Origin of the sequence: Rhodopseudomonas sp. BR0C11 (genome assembly GCF_010820945.1) — a bacterium.
Classification (GTDB): Bacteria; Pseudomonadota; Alphaproteobacteria; order Rhizobiales; family Xanthobacteraceae; genus Rhodopseudomonas; species Rhodopseudomonas palustris_H.
In genome coordinates this window covers 1-4,476 of the sequence record NZ_QTKI01000395.1, presented here as the reverse complement: position 1 = coordinate 4,476, position 4,476 = coordinate 1, and the positions used below count along the sequence as shown (strand labels likewise).

Below are 4,476 nucleotides of genomic sequence, written 5' to 3'. Positions count from 1 at the left end.
CTCTCGGCGGTCAGCAGCGCGTAGATCGTGGTCTCGGGCGACACCGGCACGGCGACTTCGGCGCTGAGCGTATCGGCCTTGATGTCCGTGATGACGCCGCGAAGGGCGTTGCGGGCACTGGTCTTCATGAAGAATCCGGAGACGAGATTGATCGGGGTGATGCCGCTGCCGGCGAGTTCGGGCTCGAGGTTGCGGAACACCCGCGCCATCTCGGCCTCGAGCCGGCCGAAAGCTTCGATCACCTTGACGCCGGTCGGGGTCAGTTGCGCGCCGCCGCCGGCCTTGCCACCGGTGCGGGTCTCCAACAGAGGCCGACCAAACAGGTTAGTCATCGCGTCGAGCGCGTCCCAGGCGGCCTTGTAGCTGAGGCCCGCCGCCTTGGCGCCGGCGGTAATGCTGCCCTCGCGCGCCACCGCCTGGAGCAACCGGATGCGGTCGCGGCCGACCCCGGAAATCTCCTTCGTTTTCAGTGTGACGGTTGCCTCTATGGACATCCAGGCAGCCTCGTCATTTGGTCGGACTGGTCGTCATGTGCAGGAACTATATAACGGTAAACCCGATCCGGCCAACCTCAACGAAGGAGACGAGAGCCATGAAAATCAGCGCCCGCAATCAGCTCAAGGGCACCATTGTCGACGTCATCAAAGGTGCGACTACTTCGCATGTACGTATCGACATCGGCGGCGGAGCGATCGTAACTGCTTCGATTACCAACGAATCCGCCGAAGAACTGAAGCTCGCCAAGGGCCAGCCCGCGATGGCCGTGATCAAGGCTTCGGACGTACTGGTCGCCGTCGACTAAGCCCGTCGCGATCGCTTCAAGCGACAACAGGTCGCGCCCACCCATTACTTCAGTGCCTCGCAGATGCTGACGTGAGGGTGGGCGGGACGGCGGAAGCTGCGGCCATGCAGCTTGCCCCACCATTGATCGAGCGCGCGCCGCTCGCATTTCAGCCGGACGCTCATGCCGTCGGCAAATTTGATCCAGGCGTCGAAGCGATGGCTCGGCACCGCAATCACCAGCGGGACGTCGGCGCTGAGCGCCTCGACGATCAGGTGCAGCAGGCCTTTGCCTTCGGTCTCCTGCTGGCCGAACCGATTGATGATCAGAAGGTCCGCCCCCTGCGCCAGGGCGCACGCGACCCGCGCGCCGGCATCGAGCAGGCGGCTCGGATCGAGCCGGCAGCCTTCGGCCATCGGGCCGAGATCCTGATACAGCGAAATCTGCTCGCCGGAATGCACCAGCCTGGCGGACAGACCGCGGGTCTCGTCACCGCGCGGCCCGACCTGCACCAGGCCGACGGCGCGGTATCCCTGTGAATTGAGGTCGGCGGCGAATTCGCCTAGCAGCCGATCCGGGTCCTCGCCGCGTTCATAGACCAGAGCAGCCAGATCGCATTGGGAGTCGAAGGTCATCGGCCCATCGCCGCGGCTTGGCGGCGCTCCGCTGTCGAGAGAGCACGAGCGGCGGGCAGATACCCCTGCGCTCCGCCATCGTCATATATGACAGTATATAACGATCCCGCGCCAGCAGAAATTCTGCTTTTGGACCAATGGAAAAGATGCGACCGAGGAGCGGATGCAAAGGCAACTAGCACCGCCTGTTGTTTGGGCGATGCGTAATTTTATTGCTCTCTGATCCATATTTTTTGCGCTTTGATGCGCGTCAAATCAGGGGTTTCCCCTGCGTGCTACTGCACCGCACACAACGCAACATCTCTGCCAGCGAGGCCCTGATACCTCGCGAGCAGTCAATCTAAAGGCCACGAGGAGGTTCTGCCCGGCCGCTGCCTCAGCAGCCGCCCGGCATCGATACACCTTTCCCAAAAAATGGCCGACGCAACACGGCGGGTTCGCTCCGCCGATCCAACGCAGACACGCAAAAACGGACGGACCCCATGAACGCAAAATATCCTGGCATTCCCTCAGTGATCCACGGCAACGGCGCGGTCGCGCAGGTGATGGGGCATGTCTGCGGCGGCGTCATCGGCTACCCGATCACGCCTTCGACCGAGATCTCGGAAATCTATGAGGCGTTCCGCTCGTCCGGCGGCTGCAACGTCTGGGGCAAGCATCCGTTCTTCTTCGAACCGGAAGGCGAACACTCGGCGCAGTCCGGCGCGCTCGGCGCGGCGCTGACTGGCGGCAAGTTCATCTCCAACGCCTCGTCGTCCCAGGGCATCCTGTACGGCCTGGAGTCGCACTACGTCACCGTCGGCAAGAAGGTCGGCGGTTTCGTGCTGCAGGTCGCCGCGCGCGTGGTGTCGAAGCACTCGCTGAACGTGATGGCCGGCCATGACGACGTCTATGCGCTGCTGTCGTCGGGCTACACGATTCTGTTCGGCTCCAATCCGCAGGAAGCCGCCGACCTCGCCGCGATCTCTTATAAGGTCGCCGCGATGTCGCTGATCCCGGTCGCCAACGCGATGGACGGCTTTGCGACCTCGCACATGCTGTCCGAAGCCCTGATGCCGGAGCCGGACCTGCTGCGCGAATTCCTCGGCGACCCGGCCGGCCGCATCAAGTGCCCGACCGTGGCGCAGGAGATGCTGTTCGGCGCCAAGGGCCGCGTGTTCCAGCTCAAGCAGTATCTGCTGCGGCACGAAGCCGACTTCATGCCGTCCGACCTCGCCTCGCTCAGGAAATTCCTCGACGACAACGCCGACACGATCGAGACCGATAACGCCGGCACCATCGTGGTCGAGACCCTCGCTTACGTGCCGGAAGAGCTGCGCGGCCAGTGGAAGCGGCAGTGGATCAACGCGCCCGAGAAGGGCACCCGGCAGCTGGTGCCGGCGCTGGTCGACATCGACAATCCGGGCCTGACCGGCGGCGTGCAGAACCAGCCCGACTTCCAGGCCGGCGCGGTCGACCACCGCACGCACTTCGCCAATTCGGTGCCGCGCTTCGTCAAGGAAGCGATGGCCGAATACGCCGCGCTGACCGGCCGCGAATACAAGCCGGTGATGACCTATATGTGCGACGACGCCGAGCACATCGTGGTCGGACTCGGTTCGGTCACCGACGACGCCGAAGCGGTCGCGGCTTATCTGCGCTCGCAGGGCAAGAAGGTCGGCGTGGTGTCGGTCAAGATGCTGCAGCCGTTCCCGGAAGCCGAACTGGTCGAAGCGCTGAAGGGCAAGACCGCCGTCACCGTGCTGGAGCGCTCGGAAGTCACCGCGCTGACCCAGCTCGTCACCCAGGCGCTGTGCAAGGCGCGCGAGAACGGCGATGCCGGCGTGCGTCACGCCGGCATCCCGGCGCTGACCAAGCTGCCGAAGATCACCACCGCGATCTTCGGCCTCGGCGGCCACGATCTGCAGCCGCGCGACCTGATCGCCTGCTACGCCAATATGGAAAAGCAGGACTCGGCGCCGTTCGTGTATCTCGGCACCAAGTTCTTCACCGAGAACCCGTCGCCGCGGATGGAAGCGCTGCAGAACCGGCTGAAGGCGGCGTATCCGGAAACCCAGTTCATGGCGCTGCCGACGGGGCAGAACCCGAACCTGCTGCCGCCCCCCGCGTTCCGCATCCGCTTCCACTCGATCGGCGGCTACGGCACCATCGCGTCCGGCAAGCTGCTCACCGACATCCTGGCCGGCGCGCTCGACATGCATTCGAAGTCGGCGCCGAAATACGGCCCGGAAAAGAGCGGCGCGCCGACCAACTACTACATCACGCTGTCGCCCGAGCCGGTGAAGATCACCAACGCCGAGCTGGAAGACGTCGAGATCGTGATCTCGCCGGACCACAAGGTGTTCGTGCACACCAATCCGCTGCGCGGCCTGGTGGCGGGCGGCACCTTCATCCTGCAGACCAATCTGTCGCCGCTCGAAGTGTGGCGCGATCTGCCGGCCAAGGCGCGCCAGACCATCCGCGACAAGAAGATCAAGTTCTACGTGATCGACGCTTTCGCGGTGGCCAAGCGCCACGCGCCGACCGCCGAACTCGAAACCCGCATGATGGGCATCGCCTTCATCGGCGCGGTGTGCGGCAACGTCGACCGCGTGGTCGCCGACGCCTCGCAGGACGCAATGCTCAACAAGATCCGCCAGCAGATCTCGAAGAAGTTCGGCGCCAAGGGCGGCGACATCGTCGAGGGCAACATGGCGGTGATCCGCGAGGGTCTCGAGGCCACCCACAAGGTTGATTACGACGCCGCCGAATTCGGCGAGGACGCCATCAAGGCCGCCCCGAAGGCCAAGCGCGACGCCTCGATCTCGGCCTCGATGTGCCGCGTCGCGGCGCCGGCTTCGGCCGCGGGCTTCCTCGATCCGGAGTACTATGACGACGTGCTCGCCGCGCCGTTCCGCGACGGTACCATCGCCGAAGCGCCGGTGCTGCCGGGCATCGGCATGTTCATGCCGGCCGGCTCCGCCGCCGCCAAGGACAAGGGCCTGTTCCGCCGCAACGTGCCGGAGTTCAAGGCCGCCCTCTGCACCGGCCGTAGGGACTGCGCGCTGGTCTCCCCCGACG

Annotated in this window: 4 protein-coding genes; 2 read left to right on the top strand and 2 right to left on the bottom strand. The window is 65.0% G+C overall.

All coding sequences use genetic code 11. The features are described from left to right. On the bottom strand, positions 1 to 494 hold a 494-nt coding region (locus DYI24_RS21945), incomplete at its 3' end, for a molybdenum-dependent transcriptional regulator (RefSeq protein WP_164573835.1). Positions 495 to 592: 98 nt separating this feature from the next. Between DYI24_RS21945 and DYI24_RS21940 the strand changes: the two genes are divergently transcribed. Next, complete coding sequence (locus DYI24_RS21940) at positions 593 to 802, top strand: TOBE domain-containing protein (RefSeq protein ID WP_110786639.1); 210 nt, start codon at positions 593 to 595, stop codon at positions 800 to 802. Between the two features lie 44 nt (positions 803 to 846). On the opposite strand, the gene DYI24_RS21935 is transcribed toward DYI24_RS21940, so the two are convergent. Next, positions 847 to 1,416, bottom strand: coding sequence for a DUF2478 domain-containing protein (locus tag DYI24_RS21935; protein ID WP_107346254.1), 570 nt, complete (start codon positions 1,414 to 1,416; stop codon positions 847 to 849). Between the two features lie 482 nt (positions 1,417 to 1,898). On the opposite strand from DYI24_RS21935, the gene DYI24_RS21930 reads away from it, so the two are divergent. Beyond that, the coding region (locus DYI24_RS21930; protein WP_205523628.1) for a 2-oxoacid:acceptor oxidoreductase family protein at positions 1,899 to 4,476 on the top strand (2,578 nt) is incomplete at its 3' end.